14 protein-coding genes are annotated in these 17,015 nt (G+C 58.2%); 4 read left to right on the forward strand and 10 right to left on the reverse strand.

Going from position 1 to position 17,015, the window contains the following annotated elements; genetic code table 11:
* Window positions 1–16 precede the first annotated feature (16 nt).
* From ABD919_RS23110 to ABD919_RS23125, 4 genes are all read right to left on the reverse strand, one after another.
* Entirely contained in the window at window positions 17–2,179 is a 2,163-nt protein-coding gene (locus ABD919_RS23110) for a carboxy terminal-processing peptidase (RefSeq protein WP_345238465.1), read from the reverse strand.
* A 234-nt stretch (window positions 2,180–2,413) separates the two neighbouring features.
* A complete protein-coding gene (locus tag ABD919_RS24045) occupies window positions 2,414–2,908 on the reverse strand; it encodes a hypothetical protein (protein ID WP_425556434.1) in 495 nt (164 codons plus the stop codon).
* A gap of 562 nt (window positions 2,909–3,470) precedes the next feature.
* The gene (locus ABD919_RS23120) at window positions 3,471–3,839 is read right to left on the reverse strand and encodes a hypothetical protein (protein WP_345238467.1); all 369 of its coding nucleotides are present in this window, start codon (window positions 3,837–3,839) and stop codon (window positions 3,471–3,473) included.
* 107 nt (window positions 3,840–3,946) lie between these two features.
* Window positions 3,947–5,146 carry a proline dehydrogenase family protein gene (locus tag ABD919_RS23125; protein ID WP_345238468.1) on the reverse strand — a complete coding sequence of 400 codons (1,200 nt, stop codon included), beginning with the start codon at window positions 5,144–5,146 and terminating at the stop codon, window positions 3,947–3,949.
* A gap of 139 nt (window positions 5,147–5,285) precedes the next feature.
* On the opposite strand from ABD919_RS23125, the gene ABD919_RS23130 reads away from it, so the two are divergent.
* Entirely contained in the window at window positions 5,286–6,401 is a 1,116-nt protein-coding gene (locus ABD919_RS23130) for a chorismate mutase (RefSeq protein ID WP_345238469.1), read from the forward strand.
* Window positions 6,402–6,426: 25 nt separating this feature from the next.
* Here ABD919_RS23130 and ABD919_RS23135 read toward each other — a convergent pair whose 3' ends face one another.
* Complete coding sequence (locus ABD919_RS23135; RefSeq protein ID WP_345238470.1) at window positions 6,427–6,609, reverse strand: hypothetical protein; 183 nt, start codon at window positions 6,607–6,609, stop codon at window positions 6,427–6,429.
* Between the two features lie 354 nt (window positions 6,610–6,963).
* Between ABD919_RS23135 and aroB the strand changes: the two genes are divergently transcribed.
* On the forward strand, window positions 6,964–8,004 hold the full coding sequence (gene aroB, locus ABD919_RS23140; protein WP_345238471.1) for a 3-dehydroquinate synthase: 1,041 nt from the start codon (window positions 6,964–6,966) through the stop codon (window positions 8,002–8,004).
* Between the two features lie 8 nt (window positions 8,005–8,012).
* Window positions 8,013–9,257 carry a 3-phosphoshikimate 1-carboxyvinyltransferase gene (locus ABD919_RS23145; protein WP_345238472.1) on the forward strand — a complete coding sequence of 415 codons (1,245 nt, stop codon included), beginning with the start codon at window positions 8,013–8,015 and terminating at the stop codon, window positions 9,255–9,257.
* On the opposite strand, the gene ABD919_RS23150 is transcribed toward ABD919_RS23145, so the two are convergent.
* The 4 genes from ABD919_RS23150 to ABD919_RS23165 form a co-directional block, all read right to left on the reverse strand.
* Complete coding sequence (locus ABD919_RS23150) at window positions 9,254–10,072, reverse strand: helical backbone metal receptor (protein WP_345238473.1); 819 nt, start codon at window positions 10,070–10,072, stop codon at window positions 9,254–9,256. The genes ABD919_RS23145 and ABD919_RS23150 overlap by 4 nt on opposite strands.
* 176 nt (window positions 10,073–10,248) lie before the next feature.
* A complete protein-coding gene (locus ABD919_RS23155; protein ID WP_345238474.1) occupies window positions 10,249–11,319 on the reverse strand; it encodes a M42 family metallopeptidase in 1,071 nt (356 codons plus the stop codon).
* A gap of 134 nt (window positions 11,320–11,453) precedes the next feature.
* Window positions 11,454–13,022: an acyl-CoA carboxylase subunit beta gene (locus ABD919_RS23160; protein WP_345238475.1), complete on the reverse strand. Its 1,569-nt coding sequence runs from the start codon at window positions 13,020–13,022 to the stop codon at window positions 11,454–11,456.
* 175 nt (window positions 13,023–13,197) lie between these two features.
* Window positions 13,198–13,707: a hypothetical protein gene (locus ABD919_RS23165; protein WP_345238476.1), complete on the reverse strand. Its 510-nt coding sequence runs from the start codon at window positions 13,705–13,707 to the stop codon at window positions 13,198–13,200.
* Window positions 13,708–13,977: 270 nt separating this feature from the next.
* Between ABD919_RS23165 and ABD919_RS23170 the strand changes: the two genes are divergently transcribed.
* A complete protein-coding gene (locus tag ABD919_RS23170) occupies window positions 13,978–14,316 on the forward strand; it encodes a cupin domain-containing protein (protein ID WP_345238477.1) in 339 nt (112 codons plus the stop codon).
* 72 nt (window positions 14,317–14,388) lie between these two features.
* Here the strand turns inward: ABD919_RS23170 and ABD919_RS23175 are convergent, their stop codons facing one another.
* Window positions 14,389–16,998: an ATP-dependent Clp protease ATP-binding subunit gene (locus ABD919_RS23175; RefSeq protein ID WP_345238478.1), complete on the reverse strand. Its 2,610-nt coding sequence runs from the start codon at window positions 16,996–16,998 to the stop codon at window positions 14,389–14,391.
* Window positions 16,999–17,015: the final 17 nt, after the last annotated feature.

Below are 17,015 nucleotides of genomic sequence, written 5' to 3' on the forward strand. Positions count from 1 at the left end.
TAAAAGTAAGTCGCTCTTACTTAGTCTGGTCCTGTATCACCGCAATGGCTTCACCCAGAATAATGTCCTTACGCAGGTTCTTGGTAAAGCGCGAAGCGCGGTTAATTTTCACCGTGTCGCCACCCAGGGCCTTCACATCAGCTGAGAGGGGAGAGAAGGCCAGAGCCGTAGCCGCCTTTTGGGTCGCATCGTACTTATCGGCCTCAGCTTTGGCCACCTGCTGCTCGGCCCGGTAAGCCGCAAGCTTCAGCGAAACCACCGTTTCATCTTTGCGCTTGCGCATGCGCTGGGCAATTTCGTCCAGCACCTTAAAGCTGGGGCTGGTCGCTACCCGGGTTTTGCTGTTGGCGCGCAGCTTGTCAATGGCAGGAGCATTGTCCCAGGGACGGTAGCGGGCGGGCTGAATCTCGTCCCACTTCAGCGGATAGTCGGTTTCCTTTTCGCCCTGGTCGAGGTAAGCGTAAGCATCGGGCAGCACAATGTCCGGAACCACGCCCTTAAACTGCGTAGAGCCACCATTCACGCGGTAAAATTTCTGCGTGGTAAGCTTGAGCGAGCCAATGGGCTTGATGTTATTCAGCTCGGCCGGCAGGGCTTCGTCGAGGTCGAAGATGCGCTGTACCGTGCCTTTGCCGTAGGTGCTGGCGGCCCCCATCACCACACCGCGCTTGTAGTCCTGGATGGCGGCGGCCAGAATCTCGGAGGCCGAGGCGCTGTACTTGTTCACCAGCACCACCAGCGGGCCGCTGTACTGCACCCGCGGGTCTTTGTCGTTCAGCACCTGCGTGCGGCCCTGGCCGTCGCGCACCTGCACCATGGGGCCACTTTCCATAAAGAGGCCGGCCATCTCCACGGCGTCCGTCAGCGAGCCGCCACCATTGAAGCGCAGGTCAAAAATTACCCCCTTCACACCTTCCTGGTTCAGCTTGGCCAGCTCCTTCTTCACGTCTTCGGCCGAGCTGCGGCCGCCGTTGTCGTTGAAGTCGGCATAGAAGGTAGGCAGGCGCAGGTAGCCAATTTTCTGGCCTTTGTCATTAATGGTGGCCGACTGCGCGTAAGTTTCCTCAATCACCACCACGTCGCGGATAATGGGAATAATGTGCGTGCTGCCATCGGGCTTCTTCACCGTCAGGCGCACCTCAGAGCCCTTCTTTCCCCGAATCAGGGTTACAGCTTTGGCCGTGCGCCAGCCCTCAATGCTTACCGGCTCGGCGGCACCCTGCGCCACGCGCAGTATGGCATCGCCCTTTTTGAGCTGTCCCTGGCGCGAAGAGGCCGAGCCGGGTACGATGTCGTCGACATAAATCAGCCCGTCTTTCTCGCGCAGCGTAGCTCCAATGCCTTCGAAGCGGCCGGTCATGGCAATGTCGAAGTCCTGCTTCTCGCGCGGAGCGAAGTACTCGGTGTGCGGGTCGTAGGTATTGGCGATGGTGTTGGCGTAGGTACTCAGCCGCTCGTTGGCGTCCGATTCCAGGATGTCGGCAAACTGGTCGTCGTAGTACTTCAGCACGCGCTTGCGGGCCTCGGCCTCCATCTGGGCAGGGGTGCGGGGCGGCTCGGGCTCCGTGGGAGCGTCAGCGTTAGCGGCGCCGGGCTCGGCCGTCGCTACGGGTTTCTTTTCCTTGGTTTTTTCCTGGGCATCCATCATTTCCGAGATGCGGGTCAGCGTCTCGTACTTGAGCAGCTTGCGCCACTGCTCGCGCTGAGCAGCTTTATCGGCCGGGAATGCGGCCTTCTCGAAGTCGGTTTGGAAGGTTTCTTCTACCGTAAAGTCGAAAGGCTTGGCCAGCAACTCCCGGTACAGACCCTGCATCTCCTTGGTACGCTCGGCCATGAGCTTGGTGCTCAGGTCCAGAAACTCGTGGGTGCCACGCTTTACCTGGTCGTCAATCTGCAGCTGGTATTTGCGCAGCTGCTCTACATCGCTGGCCAGGAGAAACTTCTTGCGGTAGTCGAGCCGCTTTAGGTAGAGGTCGAACACGCGCCGGGAGAAGGCGTCGTCTACTTTTTCGGGTTGGTAGTGAGCGGCCGATAACCCTTGCAGCATCGTAGCAATCAGTACTTCATCTTTACTCGGCGCCGCCGAGTCGGCTCGCCGAAACAGCCGGTAAGAAGCCAGGACAAACACGGCCGTCACCAAAAAGGCATACAAACCGATTTTCAAGCGAGGGAAAGACATCAGCAGAACAGAAAAATAAAGATGGGTATCAAATATACGGGAAAGCCTGAGCCGGCTGCAATCTCCCTTATTACGGCGAAAACGCCAGAGGGGGTGAAATAAGTGCCCAATTAAGAGCAGCAGTGCTACCCGTCGCACACAGACCAGTTAAGTGCCTGGGTGGTTGCAAAAAAAAGCCTTCCCCAGGTGGGGAAGGCTTTTTGCAAATTCCAGGCCGAAGCCTGCAGTACAGGGTTAGTACTTGTAAATCTTGTCGCCGTTGTGACGACGGAACTCTTCTTCGAAGTAGCGGGCATCTTCTTCGTTGCGGGGCTTCACGCCCATCACAATGCCGCCGTTCTTGATGCCGCTTTCATACTCAGCAGCATGCTCTTCGGGAATGCCCGAGCCAACCAGGGCACCTACCAGGCCACCCGTGAGGCCACCGGCGCCGGCGCCGGCCAGTGCAGCTGCCAGCGGGCCGGCAACAATCAGGCCTAGGCCGGGCAGGGCTACCGAAGTACCGATGGCGGCGATGGCACCGATAATAGCACCAGCGGTGCCACCGATGGCCGAACCTACGCCGGCACCTTCCATAGCCTTGTCGCCCAGCTCCGTGCGGCGCGTGTCGTCGCCGAAGTGCGTTTTGCGGGTTTCATCCGACATCAGCACGTTAACATCGTCTTTGCCGTAGCCACGCGAAGAAAGCGACTGATAAGCGCGCTCGGCGCTGTCACGGTCGCGGAACATACCGGTCATGCCCATGCCGGGGCGGGAGTCATAAGGCTGGCCGGTAGCAGCATGAGCTGCATGGTCGGCCGTGTTTTGAATGCCATCTACTGCGCGACCAACCATAGCACCGGGCGTACCGGCCATGTTGGCACCTTTTTGCGTGGCGCTGAAATCGTCGCCATCAACGCGGTTAGTCGTGTTGGCGCCGCCGCTCATCGACGAGCCGGAGCCCGTAGTGCCATAGTCGGCACCAGTGCCGGCATTATAGGAAGTGCTTTCGTTGCTCGAACCTGTGCTGTTGCCCATACCGGTACCGGTAGTGCGGGTTCCGTAGTTGGAGCCGGCACCAGTGCCGGTATTTTGCGGGTTGTTCGAATCGTTGGTGTTCATGGTAAGTAAGGAAATGTGGAAAGGAGAAAAATGAATTTCTACTCCAGCAGATTCGCTGGATGAGCCATTTAACGGCACTACTCCGGTCGGGGTTACAAAGCCCCAATTATTCCTTTACTTCCGCTTCCGATTCTGAACTGCAAAAGATATGGGCAGCTTGGGAGGCAATACTTCTAAATAGCAGGCGAGCCTAAGCGTACTGCTGATAATGCTCGTCGTCGCGCCAGAAAGTGCGGCACTCGCTGATTAGATTCTTTAAAAAATTCTCATCCTGCTTCAGGCTGCGCCATTCCCCCATGCCCATCTTCTCGCAGAGCTTGTAGAAGTTGTCGCCCTGGCCTTTTGAGCCCTGCACTTTCACCAGGCAGCTCAACGGGGGGCGCCCTTCTTCCTGCTCGGTCATGGAGATTTCGGCCAGCATCTCATTGAGGCGGGACTTCTCGTGGGAGATGTCCAGGTTAAGACCCAGCTCGGCCTCTTGCACCAGCGTAAGGTAGCTCACAGTGCCTGTCTGATTCCGGGCATAGCGGATGAGATACGTGCGAATGCGACCAATCATAGTAAGGTAAATACGTTTAGTAGCCGAAAAAGTAACAAAAACAGCGAGGCCAACAGCCAAACTGGGTGGGAGCTCCCCAGCTGTCAGTGCCGGGGAAAAGAGCGGCGTTAGCGGCCTTTGCGGCGCTGTATTTCCTTTTGAATAAGCAGAAACTCCCGGCTGCTCTGCCCCGCAATGGCCGTATTTTCATCGGCCCGGCGCAGCAGATAAGGCATTACGGCCTCCACGGGCCCATAAGGTAGGTACTTGGCAGTGTTATAGCCGGCGTTGGCCAGGTTATAGGTGAGGTTGTCGCTCATGCCATAGAGCTGGGCAAACCAGATGCGCGGGTCACTAGGAGCTAGGCCAGCCTTCTGCATAAGCTGGGTGAGCAGCAGGGAGCTGGCTTCATTATGGGTGCCGGCGCAGATGCTGATGCGGTCAACGTGCTTGACGCAGTAGCGCAGGGCTTCATCGTACAGGTCGTCGGTAGCCTGCTTGCTGGGGTTGATGGGGTTGGTATAGCCGCGCTGCCTGGCTACGCGGGCTTCCTTTTCCATGTAAGCCCCGCGCACCAGCTTGGCACCGATGTAGTAGCCCGCCCGCTCGGCCGTGTCGTGCGCAGCCTTCAGGGCGTCGAGACGGTCGTGGCGGTACAGCTGGTAAGTGTTCCACACAATGGCCGTTTCACGGTTGTACCGGGCCATCATCTCATAGGTAAGGTCGTCGATGGTTTGCTGAAACCAGCTTTCTTCCGCATCGATAAACAAACGCACGCCGTGCTGGTGGGCGCGGGCACACAGGGCATCTACGCGGGCCAGGGCGCGGGTGTGAGCGGTTTGCTCGGCGGTGCTGAGAGACTGACCAGCCTGAATCTTTTCCAGAATGGCGACGTCAGCAATGCCGGTCACCTTGAATACGGAAAAGGGAATATGCTTGGAGCGATGAGCCTCGTCGATGGTGGCGAGCAGCTCCTGCAAGGTGCGGTCGTAGCTCTGGTCGCTGCCCTCGCCCTCTACGGAGTAGTCGAGGATAGTGCCAATGTTGTACTTGCCCAACTCCTGGGTTACCGGTCGGCATTCGGCAATGGTTTCGCCGCCGCAGAACTGCTCAAAAATGGAGTGCTTGATGAGAAATTTTGTGCCGGGCAGGCCCCATTTTAAGGCGGCTTTCATCAACCCGCTGCCGGTTTTTACCAGGCTGCCGTTATTCATGGCAGCAAACAGCGCATACATCTTGCGCAGCTGGGTATCTGACTTAGAGGCAAATGCGACGCGGGTGTCGTCGAAAGAAACAGCGGGGGCCTGGGTGAGGGGCGGAACGGGCATGGGTGGGAAGTTAGGGTGCAAGCCGGGCTAGAGCTGAGGGGGCGAAGTTAGCCCGTAAACATCGTTTCAAGCGGGAGAGTTACCTTTTGCCGACCTTTCGGCACCCGTAAATCGGGACGCCCTCCTGACTTCAGCCCTTATGGAAATTCCCCTCGTTTTAGATACGTATTTCACCCATCTTCTGGCCCAGAAAGGACAGCCTTTGCTAATTGCCGGCCCCTGTAGCGCCGAAACGGAAGAACAGGTGCTGGCTACTGCCCACGGCCTGAAAGCCCTGGGCAAAGTTGATTTGTTTCGAGCCGGTATCTGGAAGCCCCGTACCCGGCCCGGCTCGTTTGAGGGCATGGGCAGCGTGGCCCTGCCCTGGCTGCAGCGGGTGAAGGCCGAAACCGGCCTGCCTACAACCGTGGAAGTGGCCACGCCCCGCCACGTGGAAGAAGCCCTGCGCCACGAAGTGGACGTGCTCTGGATTGGGGCCCGCACCACGGTAAACCCCTTTGCCGTGCAGGAGCTGGCCGATGCCCTGGCCGGCACCAAGGTGCCCGTGATGGTGAAGAACCCGGTAAACCCCGACGTGGCGCTGTGGGCCGGCGCCCTGGAGCGCATGGAGCGGGCCGGTATTACCGACCTGGCGGCCATACACCGGGGCTTTAGCACCTTCGCGCCTAGCAAGTACCGCAATGCCCCCACCTGGATGCTGCCCATCGAGCTGAAGACGCGCTTCCCCCAGCTGCCGCTTATCTGCGACCCCAGCCATATCGGCGGTCGCCGCGACCTGCTGCTGCCCATTGCTCAGAAGGCCCTGGACCTGGACTACGATGGCCTGATGATAGAAACCCACCCCGACCCGGACCGGGCGCTAAGCGACGCCGAGCAGCAGGTGACGCCCCAGCGCCTGGGCGAAATCCTGGGCGAGCTGAATTACCGCTACCGCTCCTCCAACAACGCCGACTACCTGAACAAGGCCGAAGAGCTGCGTCAGAAGATGGATGTGGCCGACCGCGAGATTGTGGAAGCCCTGGCCCGCCGCATGGCCCTGGTAGAGGAGCTGGCCGAATACAAAAAAGAAAACAACGTGAAAATCCTGCAGCTCGACCGCTGGCAGGAGATTTTTTCAACCCGTCCGGAATGGGCCGGCCGGCTGCGCGTCAACGACAAATTCGTGGCCGAGCTCTACAAGCTCATTCACATCGAAAGCATCCGCAAGCAGACGGAAATAATGAACCGGGCCGTAGGCGAGGTGCCCGGCTCCTAACCGGGCAGCTGCGGGTTGAGCACGCTTAGCGCACCCGTTCGTAGGTGTCGACGGGGGCGTCGCAGGGGCCCCCGTAGTCCAGCACCAGGCGGTTGCCGCTTAGCTTGTAGGCGGCGTCCTGTGTACTCCGATTGCTGCCGGAGATATACGTGAGCTGCAGCCCTGGCCCAGCACTTCTGCCTCCGCAGGCGCTGGAAGATGCAATCAAGGAATAAGTCCCGCTGGATACCAGTTGACCGTCTCGAAAAAAGGAAAATCCGCTGGCGGTAAACGTCACCGTTTCGTTTGGTACCGGGCCGGGCGCGCAGTAGCATTGACGGTGAGTCAGCTTCCAGGAGTCCGTCAGCCCTTCGGGGGTGCAGTTATTCTTTTTGCAGCCAGCCATGGCAGTGACGGCGCATACCAGGAATAGGGAACAGGCAAGGCGGTGCATAAGCTATAGAAATAAAGTGACGTACGTAGCAGGGCCCTCTGGACTGCTAGAGACCAGACCGGCTGCAGGCCTGGACCGTTGCGTATAGGCATGGTAGCTAACTGAATTTTTTATCCTGACTTTCGCGCAATGAATTCAACTATCACCATCGGGCCGGAAGCCCTGCCTGCGTTGGCTGAGCTCCTGTACCGACCGGCTGTCAGCCGGGTGTTTGTACTGGCCGACAACCACACGGCCCGTCATTGCCTGCCCTTGCTGGAGCCGCAGCTGCCAGCTGACTACTGTCTGATTGAAATACCAGACGGCGAAGAGTATAAAACCTTGGCAACCTGCGACAAGGTATGGTGCCAGCTGACCGAGCAGCGGGCCGACCGGCACGCCGTGCTGGTGAACCTGGGCGGTGGTGTTATCACCGACCTGGGTGGGTTCAGTGCGGCGCTTTATAAGCGCGGCATTCGGTTTGTGCATGTACCGACTACCTTGCTGGCCCAGGTAGATGCCAGTGTGGGCGGTAAAACGGGCATCGACTTTCAAGGCTACAAAAACCAGCTGGGCGTATTTCAGGAAGCAGCCGCGGTATTTATTGAGCCACGCTTTCTGGATACGCTCGACCCCCGCCAGCTAAAGGCAGGCTACGCCGAGGTGCTGAAACACTGGCTTATTGCCGACGCCGACGCATTTAATACCCAGCGCCGTCTGGGCTGGCTTAACCAGGATTGGGCGCCCATCATTCAGGAGTCAATAGCCCTCAAGCAGCGCATCGTGGAGCAGGACCCGCTGGAGGCCGGCCCGCGCAAGCTCCTCAACTTCGGCCATACCGTGGGCCACGCCCTGGAAAGCTACCTGCTGAACCAGCCCGGCCGGGAAATCCTGCACGGCGAAGCCGTGGCAGCCGGCATCGTGTGCGAAAGCTGGCTCTCAGTACAGCGCGGCCTGCTGGAAGCCGAAGAGCTGGAAAAGATTGAAACGTTTGTGATGTCCATCTACGAGCGGGTTCCTTTTATCCTGATTGAAACCCAAACCATTGCCGAGCTGGCCCTGCAGGACAAGAAGAACAGGGGTAAAACCATTAACTGCACGCTGCTCAACGGCATCGGCAACGGCGTGTTCAACCAGGTGGTGACAGTAGCAGAAATTGCTGAATCGCTGCACTATTACCATCGGCTGTAATAAACTGCATGGATGCAATAACCCAACTTTCCTGGGCGGGCGGCCCGCTACGGGGCAACGTGGCCCTGCCAGCTTCCAAAAGCGAGAGCAACCGGGCCCTGATTCTGCAGGCCCTGGCTGGCAGCGGACAGCTTGGCAACCTCTCCGATGCCAACGACACGCAGCTGATGCAGCGCTTGTTAAGTCAAGCTGCCGGCCGCCAGGAGCTCAGCGCCGAGGACGCCGGCACCGTGATGCGCTTTCTGACGGCTTACCTGGCCGTAACTGGCTGGCGGGGCCGGCTCACGGGTACGGCCCGCATGCTGGAACGGCCCATTGCCGTGCTCGTCGACGCGCTGCGTCAGCTCGGCGCAGCTATTGAGTATGAAGGGCAGGAGGGCTACCCACCCCTGCGCTTCGACGGCTTTACCAGCCGCACAGCTGCTGAAATGCCGGCTCTAACGGTGCGCGGCGACATCAGCAGCCAGTACATTTCGGCCCTGCTGATGGTGGGGGCTGCGCTGCCGGCGGGCCTGCGCCTGCAGCTAACCGGCCACATCGGCTCCCGTCCCTACATCAACATGACCCTGGCGCTGATGCACCACTTTGGGGCGGTCATTCAGGAAGAAGGCCCCACCGGAATTGTTGTTCAGCCCGGCGGCTACCAGCCGGCCAGCTACCGGGTAGAGGCCGACTGGTCGGCCGCCAGCTACTGGTATGCCATGCTGGCCCTGGCGCCAGCCGGCTCTGAGCTTACCCTACCGGGGCTGCGTGAGCATTCCTGGCAGGGCGACCAGGCCATTGCGGGCATGATGCAGGACTTTGGGGTGAAAACCGAGTTCCTGCCCGAGGGCGTGAGACTTCTGAAAACCCTGCCCTTGAGCAACAGGGACCTCAGCTATGACTTTACCGACTGCCCCGACCTGGCGCAGACGGTGGCTGTGGTAGCGGCGGCACTGGGCCTGCCAATTACGATGAAAGGGCTGCAAAGTCTGCGCATCAAGGAAACAGACAGAATAGCTGCGCTACAGGTAGAGCTGGCCAAGTTCGGTGCTGCCCTTACCGAGGGCGCCCCGGGCGCTTTTCAGGTTAGCGCCTCGGGCTTCCGCGTGAGCGGCCAAACGGTGGCTACCTACCACGACCACCGCATGGCCATGGCCTTCGCGCCGCTGGCCCTGCTGGGCCCCCTGCAGATTGAGTCTCCGGCGGTAGTACGCAAGTCTTACCCGCGTTTCTGGGATGAGCTGAGCGCGGCAGGCTTTCAAGTCAGCTAAAGCAGCTGCTGGAAATAGCGGGCCGAATGCTGCAGCCGGCTGCCGTACCAGCTGAATAATTCGCCATCTACAATCTTCACTCTAGCCGCCGGGCAAATCTGCTGGAACTCGGCCAGGTGCTTTTCTGCGAAGGGGTAGGGCTCCGAAGAAAGTAAAATGCGTTCCGGCGCGGCGGCTGCCAGCTGCCCGGCAGAAATTTCCGGGTAGCGGCTTAAGTCCGCAAATACATTGCGCAGGCCGGCCCGCTGCAGCATATCGTCGATGAAAGTGCCGGGCGCGGCTACCATGTAGGGCTTGCGCCAGATGAAATACGCCGCCGTGCCGGGATTGGCAGGCACAGAGGAGGCAAGCTCAGAAAACGACAGCTCAATCTTCTCCGCCATAGCGTCTGCTGCTGCTTTCGCGCCCACAATAAATCCCAGGCGCTTAATCATCTGCAGGGCTTCGTCCAGGTTGCTGATGTCGCTCATCCAAACCGGGTATTTCGCTGCCAGCTCTTCAATGCCGGCCTGATAATTCTCTTCCTTGTTGCCGATAACCAGGTCGGGCTGCAGCTCGGCAATCTTATCGAAATTAAAGTTCTTGGTGCCGCCAATTACCTCCGCCTTTGTGCGTGCTTCCTGGGGATGAATGCAGAATTTAGTGACGCCCACCACTCTATTCCCTAAGCCCAGGTCGAATAACAACTCCGTTTGGGAGGGAACCAACGACACAATGCGCCGGGGCGGAAACGGCACCGTGACCCGGCGTCCCATCTGGTCGGTTACGGAAAGTGGCGTCTGAACCACGGATTTATCGGATTTGTCGGATTCCACGGATTTTATGAATGGCGCAGGCGTAAGCAAGGCGTAAGTACATACTAAAGAAAACGCAAAAAGGCCGCCCCACCGGGCAGCCTTTTTGTTTTTGATGGCAAAAGGGAGTCGTCTACAACGAAGGTTAGCGAAGCTAAAACCCGCGAAATCCATGCTTGGCTATGCCTTCCTGCGGGTTAGGCGAAGTACCGGAAATCGTGGCCATCCTCGATGCGCAGCAGCGTCTCGTAAATCAGGCGGGTTACGTTCTCCACATCCTCTTTGTGCACGGTTTCGACGGTGGTGTGCATGTATTTCAGGGGCAGCGAAATCAGGGCAGATGCTACCCCGGCGCCGGAATAGGCGAAGGCGTCGGTATCGGTGCCGGTGGCGCGGGTGGCGGCCGCGCGCTGGAACGGTATCTCGGCCTTTTGGGCCGTTTCAATAATCAGGTCGCGCAGGTTGTTCTGCACTGCCGGGCCATAGGTAATTACCGGGCCTTTGCCGCAGGAAATGTCGCCCGCCGTTTTCTTGTCGTACATCGGCGACTGGCTGTCGTGGGTGACGTCGGTCACGATGGCCACGTCGGGGTTGATGCGGTGGGCCACCATCTCGGCACCGCGCAGGCCAACTTCTTCCTGCACGGCATTAACGATATACAGGCCAAAGGGCAGGGTCTTGTTGTTCTCTTTGAGCAGGCGGGCCACCTCGGCAATCATGAAGCCGCCCACGCGGTTGTCGAGGGCACGGCCCACGTAGAACTTGTCGTTCATCACCATGAACTCGTCTTCAAAGGTGACGACCGAGCCCACGTGAATGCCCATTTCCTCAACCTCTTCCTTGGAAGCCGCGCCACAGTCCAGGTACACCGTTTCGATAGTGGGGGCCTTATCCTGCTCCACTTTGCGCACATGAATGGCCGGCCAGCCAAATACAGCCTTCACAATGCCCTTAGCCGTGTGAATATTAACACGCTTGCTTGGGGCCACCAGCGGGTCGGAGCCGCCGTTGCGGCGCAGGTAGAGGTAGCCTTCCTTGGTGATGTAGTTGACGAAGTAGCTGATTTCGTCGGCGTGGGCCTCAATCACCACCTTGTACTTGGCCTCGGGGTTAATTACCCCCACCACGGTGCCATAAGTATCAACGAAGTGCGTGTCGATGTAGGGCTTGAGGTATTCCAGCCACAGCTTCTGGCCTTCCTTCTCGAAGCCAGTGGGAGAGGGGTTGTTGAGGTAGTTCTGGAGAAATTCGAAAGATTCGGGGCGCATAGTAGGTGTCCTGAGCGTAGGGCGCTGCCGGCAAGGACGGGATAATCGCCTTGTCGACGCCGGTTGATTTTTCGGATTGACTAACGCAAGCAGCGCGGATAAGATGCTTCTTCCGGCAGCCTGACAGTATTTTCTTACAGCGGAATGTTGCCGTGCTTCTTGCGGGGCAGCTGGTCTACTTTGTTTTCCAGCATCTTAAAGGCCCGAATAAGCTTCTGCCGGGTCTGCGAGGGTAGAATTACCTCGTCGACGAAGCCGCGGTGGGCGGCGCGGTAGGGCGTGGCAAACTTTTCTTGGTACTCGTCTACCTTTTCCTGCAGCTTGGCTTCGGGGTCGGCGGCAGCGGCAATTTCCCGCTTGAAAATGATTTCAGCCGCGCCCTTGGCACCCATCACGGCAATTTCGGCCGTGGGCCAGGCGTAGTTCATGTCGGCACCAATGTGCTTGGAGTTCATCACGTCGTATGCACCGCCGTAGGCCTTGCGGGTGATAACCGTGATGCGCGGCACCGTGGCTTCGCAGAACGCATAAAGCAGCTTGGCGCCGTTGGTGATGATGCCGCGCCACTCCTGGTCGGTGCCGGGCAGGAAGCCGGGCACGTCTTCCAGCACCAGCAGCGGAATGTTGAACGAGTCGCAGAAGCGCACGAAGCGGGCCGCCTTGGTGCTGGCGTTGATGTCGAGCACGCCGGCCAGCACCGCAGGCTGGTTGCCCACAATGCCGATGCTGCGGCCGGCCAGGCGGGCAAAGCCTACCACAATGTTCTCGGCAAAGTTCTGGTGTACTTCCAGGAAGGAGCCCGCGTCGATGATGCCGTCAATCACCTCCCGAATGTCGTAGGGCTGGTTGGCATTGTCCGGCACGATGCTGTCGAGCACGGCGCGGCTTTCGTCGTCGCTGGCCTCATAGGGCTGGGCCGGAGCGGTTTCCTCGCAGTTCTGGGGCATGTAGCTCAGCAGCTGCTTGAGGTGGTTGATGCACACCACTTCGTTGGCACAGCTGAAGTGCGTCACGCCGCTCTTGGCCGAGTGGGTGCTGGCGCCGCCCAGCTCTTCGCTGGTCACGCTCTCGTGCGTCACGGTTTTCACAACGTTGGGGCCGGTTACGAACATGTAGCTCGTATTCTCCACCATCAGGATGAAGTCGGTAATGGCCGGCGAGTACACCGCGCCGCCCGCGCAGGGCCCCATGATGGCCGAGAGCTGCGGCACCACCCCCGAGGCCAGGGTGTTCTTGTAGAAGATGTCGGCGTAGCCGCCCAGGCTTACCACGCCTTCCTGAATGCGGGCCCCCCCTGAGTCGTTGAGGCCGATTACCGGGGCGCCATTTTTCATGGCCAGGTCCATGATTTTGACGATTTTCTCAGCGTGCGTCTCGCTCAGCGAGCCGCCGAATACGGTGAAGTCCTGGGAGAAAACGTACACCAGGCGGCCGTTCACGGTACCGTAGCCCGTCACCACGCCATCGCCGAGGTAGTATTCCTTATCAAGGCCGAAGTCCTTGCTGCGGTGCATCACAAACTTGCCGATTTCCTCAAACGAGCCTTCATCCATCAGCAGGTCAATGCGCTCGCGGGCGGTGAGCTTGCCTTTTTTGTGCTGGGCGTCGATGCGGTCCTGGCCGCCGCCCAGTAGCGCTTCAGCGTTTTTAAGAGCGAGCAGTTCGGTTTTGGAATGGGCGGCTTTGGCGTGCGGGTCAGACATTGAGGGTGGGTTAGCGGAGGAGCGTGGCTTGGGTTTCGAACGAAGCCCAAAGGTAGGCGTGAGGGCGAAAAGATGTTAGTGATTTATTAAGCTCAAAGGAATAGCAGTCCGGTACCAGGCTGGCCATGCCCATGCTAGGGAATTCTGTTCTCTGGCTCTTTTGATGGTTTTTTGTTTAGTCGCAACCCTGCCATTCCTCCTTGCCATTTGCTCTGTTGAACCCGGACGTACATGGTGCTGCAGAAATGAAAATTAATTCACCACGTAGCTGTAAGTGATGTACGCCAGTTTGTCTGAAACTGATTTTTGTGCTTTGCTCCCATATTAACCGGCCGCCTTGATACATACGCAGATTATGATTCTTGTTATCAAGCCAGTAAACTCTGCCAATAGCATCTTGAATAATGAGCTGGTCGGCGTATGGGTTAGTCTTATCCTTAGTCCATAGGTTATACGCTTTGCCAACGTTGCGCTGGTAAATCTCCACCTGTGATTTTGTTTTTACTGTCAGAGAAGCATGTTCCTTGTTTAAATGTCTCGTTTCCGTTGGCTCAATAACCGAACAGATTGAGTCGCGCTCAAAATCAATTGGAATAAGGTTATATTTGATAGGAAGTGCCGTTTGGGACTTTGCATCTACCCAAATCATCGAAAGGAGTAATAACCCAAGATTTAATCGTATCATAATTTTATATGGATTAAATGTAGATAAAGAAGAAATGAAAAGACGAGGCTCGCTCGAAGAGGTAGCCTTTCAATTTGTACGGGTACCGACATTAGCGTCTTCTGGTTTGAAGATGAGTATTTCAGCTGGCAAACCGGCTTTGTTCATCTAAGCCAGAGTCATTGCTCGCATATTCATTCTGAGCGTGATGAATACATACAGCTTAAGCAACCGCGGCAGTAGCCCCGCCGTTAGCCACCTGTCTTTTCTTTCACAATAAACCAGCACACCATGTCGGATACCACCGTTATTAAAGTTGATTCACGCCATTCCCCCACCGGCCCCGATGGGGAGAAGTACCTGGCTTCGGGTAAAAACCTGGCCATGCGCATGTGGGAAAATGAAGAGCCGGGCGAAGCCAAGGAACCCACCCGGCGCGAGTATGAAACCGTGGGCTACGTGCTCAAGGGCAAAGCCGAACTGCTGATGGAAGGCCAGACCGTGCTGCTCGAGCGCGGTAATTCCTGGGTGGTACCCAAAGGTGCTTCCCACACCTACAAGATTCTGGAAGCCTTTACGGCCGTAGAGGCCACCACGCCCCCCGCGCACATGCACGGCCGCGAGGATTAAGCCACAAGCCTGAGAGCTAAAAAAAGGCCGGCCCCGCATCGCGAGGCCGGCCTTTTCAATTCAAGCCGCAGCTTATTTTTTCTCTTTGTCAGCATCGGGCGCTTCGGGCTTTTCAGCCGGGCGCTCATCGCTGGCGAGGTTGGTTTTCTCGCCGCTCTTGCTCACGGAGAAGGTCAGCTCTTCCTTGCCGTCTTCGAAGTCCACCGAGATGATGTCGCCGTTGGCTACCTGGGCTTTCAGGATTTCTTCGGCAATCGGGTCTTCGATGTATTTCTGAATGGCGCGGTTCAGCGGACGGGCACCGTACTTGGGGTCGTAGCCTTTCTCGGCCACGAAGTCCTTGGCTTTCTCGGTGAGCTCCACCTTGTAGCCCAGGGCCTGCACCCGGCTCAGCAGCTTGCTGAGGCTGATGTCGATGATGCGGTGGATGTCGGCTTTCTCCAGGGAGTTGAAGACGATAACGTCATCCAGGCGGTTCAGGAATTCCGGCGAGAAGGTTTTCCGCAGGGCATTGGTGATGGTGCCCTTGGTCAGCTCGTCCATGTTTTCCTGGCGGGCCTTGGTGCCAAAGCCGATGCCGGCGCCGAAGTCGGCCAAGTCACGCGCCCCGATGTTGGAGGTCATGATGATGATAGTGTTGCGGAAGTCCACCTTGCGGCCCAGGCCGTCGGTCAGGATGCCGTCGTCGAGCACCTGCAGCAGCAGGTTGTATACGTCGGGGTGAGCCTTCTCAATCTCGTCGAGCAGAATCACCGAGTAGGGCTTGCGGCGGATTTTCTCCGTCAGCTGGCCGCCTTCTTCGTAGCCCACGTAGCCGGGAGGCGCGCCCACCAGGCGCGATACGCTGAATTTCTCCATGTACTCCGACATATCCACGCGCACCAGCGCATCTTCCTTGTCGAAGAGGTAGGTAGCCAGCACCTTGGCCAGCTCCGTCTTACCTACACCCGTCGGGCCCAGGAATACGAAGGAGCCAATGGGCTTCTTGGGGTCTTTCAAGCCCACGCGAGTGCGCTGAATGGCTTTCACCAGTTGCTTGATGGCTTTGTCCTGGCCAATTACCTTGCCTTGCAGCTCTTCGCCCATGTTGAGCAGCTTCTGGCTTTCGTTCTGGGCCACGCGGCTCACGGGAATGCCGGTCATCATGGCGATTACCTCGGCCACGTTTTCCTCTTTCACCGTGTAGCGCTTCTTCTTGGTTTCCTCTTCCCAGCTCTTTTTGGCCGTTTCGAGTTGCTCAAGCAGCTTTTTCTCGGTGTCGCGGAGCTTGGCGGCTTCCTCGTACTTCTGCGACTTCACCACGCGGTTCTTCTCGCCCTTGATGTTCTCGATGCTTTCTTCCAGCGTGAGAATGTCCTCGGGCACCACGATGTTGTTGATGTGCACGCGGGCACCGGCTTCGTCCAGGATATCGATGGCTTTGTCCGGCAGGAAACGGTCGCTCATGTAGCGGTCCGACAGCAGCACGCACTGCTCAATGGCCTTGTCGGTGTACACCACGTGGTGGTGGTCCTGGTACTTGTCCTTGATGTTGTGCAGGATTTCGATGGTCTCCTCCGGCGAGGTGGGGTCCACCATCACCATCTGGAAGCGACGGGCCAGGGCGCCGTCTTTCTCAATGTACTGGCGGTACTCGTCCAGGGTAGTGGCGCCGATGCATTGAATCTCGCCGCGGGCCAGGGCCGGCTTGAACATGTTGGAGGCGTCGAGCGAGCCCGAAGCACCGCCGGCGCCCACGATGGTGTGCAGCTCGTCGATGAACAGAATCACGTCGGGCGACTTCTCCAGCTCGTTCATCACGGCTTTCATGCGCTCCTCAAACTGGCCACGGTACTTGGTGCCGGCCACCAGCGAAGCCAGGTCCAGGGTTACTACGCGCTTGTTGAACAGCACGCGGCTTACCTTTTTCTGGATGATGCGCAGGGCCAGGCCTTCGGCAATAGCCGTTTTACCTACGCCGGGCTCACCGATGAGAATGGGGTTGTTTTTCTTGCGGCGGCTCAGAATCTGAGCCACGCGCTCAATCTCTTTCTCGCGGCCCACGATGGGGTCGAGCTTGTCTTCCTCGGCCAGCTTGGTCAGGTCGCGGCCGAAGTTGTCGAGCACCGGGGTGCGCGACTTCTCGCCGGGTTTCTTGCTGCCGCTGGCACCGCTTTGACCCTGGCCACGGCCGCTCGACGAGCCAAAGAGCTTGTCGTTGTCGTCGTCGTCGGTGTCGGGGCCGGCTTTGGGGCTGGGCGAGGCATTGCCATGGTAATCCAGCGAGTCGCGCACGGTTTCGTAGTTCACGTTGAATTTGCTCAAAATTTGTGAAGAAATGTTATCCTCGTCCCGAAGGATGGAGAGGAGAAGGTGTTCGGTGCCGATGATTTCGGATTTGAAGATTTTAGCCTCCAAATAGGTGATTTTCAAGACCTTCTCCGTTTGCTTGGTCAGCGGAATGGAGCCGGTGATGTTGGTGCCCTGGGTGGCGGTGTTGCGGGTGGCCTGCTCAAGCGAAAACTTAAGCTCGTCGATGGCTACACCTAGCTTACGCAATAAGCCGAGTGCGGTTCCCTCGCCTTCGCGAATCATGCCCAGCAAGAGGTGTTCGGTACCGATATAGTCGTGGCCAAGCCGGATGGCCTCCTCCCGGCTCAGGGAAATGACCTCCTTGACGCGGTTTGAGAATTTAGCTTCCATGCGGATAAACGTAGTTA

The organism is Hymenobacter saemangeumensis (assembly GCF_039541835.1).
GTDB classification, from domain to species: domain Bacteria; phylum Bacteroidota; class Bacteroidia; order Cytophagales; family Hymenobacteraceae; genus Hymenobacter; species Hymenobacter saemangeumensis.